The sequence below is a fragment of the Sunxiuqinia dokdonensis genome (assembly GCF_001270965.1).
GTDB lineage: Bacteria > Bacteroidota > Bacteroidia > Bacteroidales > Prolixibacteraceae > Sunxiuqinia > Sunxiuqinia dokdonensis.
In genome coordinates, this window is the sequence record NZ_LGIA01000219.1 from 1 (window position 1) to 2,899 (window position 2,899).

Consider the following 2,899-nt stretch of genomic DNA (forward strand, 5'->3'; position numbering starts at 1 on the left):
GCGTGGAGCGAAGCGGAACACCCGGGGCGACTCTTGCCGTGGGGTGCAAACCGGCTCCGGAGTGAAGCCAAGTGAACAAGCGACTGGTTTCGCAGGCGCAGCCAGGCGAATAAAGGAAGCGGCTGAGCGAGGCTGAGCGACGGTGCCGGGGCACAGGGGGAACCTTGAAAAAAGCGGTCATACGGCTTCAAAAGTGATGGATCAAAGCTGACAGAACAGGCAAGTGTAGCACGGAAATGGAATGGACGGACTTCTCTTGCCGTGCGGTGCAACCCGGCTTCGGAGTGAAGCCAAGTGAAAAAGCGACTGGTTTCGCAGGTGCAGCCAGTCGAATAAAGGAAGTGGTTTCGTGAGGCTGAGCGATGGTGCCGGGGCACGGGACAATCAAAAAATATCAGGGGCAGTATTCCGAAATGGTGCTGCCGGTTTTCAATTGGTGAATGGCTGCTGCCAGCTTTCGACAGATCCCAGTGAGCAAGGTCTCGCCAAGTTAATCGGCTAACTCTCCTGAATAGTTGTTCTCAACGGCCGGCTTACCCCTCCGGTCATATTTATTTTCCCAGCGATTCATTAGAAGAAGTCACCGAGTAGCCAGACGAACTCAGCTACCCTCTAGACGATGTTGCCAAACAGCCGGACGATCTCAGCTACCCTCCAGATGATGTCGTCGAACAGCTAGACGAACCCGGCGGGTCGTCAGACGATGTCGCCAACTTTCAAGGAGTCAGTCGCAAAGAGCCAGATGAACTCGCCGACCCTCCAGATGAAGTCAGCGAGGTGCCAGACGAGGTTGGCGGGGCGCCAGATCAAAGATGGGACGCGGGAATTTTGGGGAAATGATATGAATTAGAAAATAGATCATGTGTTCATCAACAAAAATCTTTATCTTGGGGATTGAAAAAATAAGGCCTTGAGAATGCCAAAACTGTAGAACTATGCAGGACCACGATTCCTGAGTTGTCAGGGATTGGATTGCATAGAATCGGTGTAAATCCGGATAAGCAGTCTTTTTTCTAATGTCAATACGCACCGTTCAATAAGGTTCGAAAAAAGAATATGAAAACACATAATATTATGTCATCAATTATCAAAGTGATCGGAGTTGGAGGAGGAGGCGGGAATGCCGTGAATCATATGTATAAAAAGGGGATTAAAGGTGTCGATTTCGCTATTTGCAATACTGATTCTCAATCTTTATCGAACAGTATTATACCGGAAAAAATTCAGTTAGGGAAATCCCTTACAGAGGGTCGAGGTAGTGGTAATAAGCCCTCAGTCGGCTATGATGCAGCAATAGAAAACATTAATGACATCAAGAGTCTATTTAGCAGTAATCCAAAGATGGTAATGATTATTGCTGGCATGGGTGGTGGAACAGGGACTGGAGCTGCACCTGTAATTGCCAGAACAGCCTATGAAATGGGAATTTTGACTGTTGCTATTGTTACCATTCCTTTTAAAAATGAAGGTCAACGTCGAATAAAGCAAGCTTTGGAGGGGGTGGCTGAAATTGAAAAATATGTTGACTCTTTATTGGTAATCGACAATGAAAAACTCCGCGAAATGTATGGTGAGTTTAGAATTTCTGAAGCGTTTTCAAGCGCGGATGATATCTTAGCAACTACGGCTAAAGGCATTGCAGAAACTATTACGGTACAAGACTATATTAATATTGATTTTGCTGATGTGGAAGCAATAATGAGACGGAGTGGTGTTGCAATCATGGGCACGGCTTTGGGAGTCGGACAAAATAGAGCATTGAATGCAACAAAGGAAGCATTGAGGTCGCCGCTACTCAACAATAATAAGCTAAAAGGTGCGCAAAATATTCTATTAAACATTACTTCAGGTGATGAAGTAACGATGGAAGAAATTGGGCAAATTACAGATTACGTCCAGAATTCGGCTGGCAAGGATGTTGACCTGATTTGGGGTAATGGAAATGACACAAGCCTTGACAGTAAGATCAGAATAACGATAATAGCAACTGGTTTTACATCGAATTATTCAATCAATGAGAAAAGTTATCTTGATGCAGAAGGCATTATTAAGCAACAATTCAAACAAGATGATAAATATCTATCACTGTTCTTTATTGATGATGAGTATTCGCCCAATGAAATTGCAGAAATTGTTTCGCTATTATCAGATTTATATAAAGAGATTGGTGGTGATGAGTTAGTTATAAAAGGCACCAACATATACGAGAAGTCTAAAGCATTAGAACCAAAACTAATTTAGCCCAATATTATGTCAGAACCCCAAAATCGACTTACAAAAGTTTCGTTATCAGGAGCTGACCCAATACTTTGGGAAAAGTTACAGTCTAAATTATTAGTAATTCTTGATAAATCGTTAGAGACGATAATAAATTATGATACAGGTGCTACAATTAAAGATGAAGCCCGTGAATTTACCTCCGCAATGATTCATTTTGGCAAAGAAAAGTTAAAAAAAGCAAGTATCGAAAATGAAAAATTAAATGCAGAAATTGAAGAAATATATACAAAGATAAAAAAGGAAAAGGCTGAAACGAGAAAAATTAATGCTGTTGCAGACAAAATAAATCTTGAGAATCAACTCAGAGCAATTCGAATTTCACTAGGGAGTGCAAAAGCACTTATGATTGGAAGTGAAGATAATGAAGACATCTTATTCATTAAAAGAATAGATGCATTCTTAGATGTAATAAATGAGATTAAATACTCAGATGAAGCTTAAAAACTTTTTTTGACCTTATGCATCATCCCCTCTCTGAAATATCCAAAAACCTGTGGCTCCTGGATCAGATTTACGAAATGAGCCAACAACCTTGCACCGATTCGGCACAAATAAGAGGAGCATTTTGATAAAAACAATGTGATTACGAAATAGCCTAAATATATGAAATTTGCACTAG

At 41.6% G+C, this 2,899-nt stretch carries 2 protein-coding genes; both read left to right on the forward strand.

Going from position 1 to position 2,899, the window contains the following annotated elements; translation table 11 throughout:
* Positions 1 to 1,056: 1,056 nt before the first annotated feature.
* Positions 1,057 to 2,241 (forward strand): cell division protein FtsZ, encoded by a 1,185-nt coding sequence (ftsZ, locus tag NC99_RS20900; RefSeq protein WP_053188759.1) that lies wholly within the window; start codon positions 1,057 to 1,059, stop codon positions 2,239 to 2,241.
* A 9-nt stretch (positions 2,242 to 2,250) separates the two neighbouring features.
* On the forward strand, positions 2,251 to 2,721 hold the full coding sequence (locus NC99_RS20905) for a hypothetical protein (protein ID WP_053188762.1): 471 nt from the start codon (positions 2,251 to 2,253) through the stop codon (positions 2,719 to 2,721).
* Positions 2,722 to 2,899 lie beyond the last annotated feature (178 nt).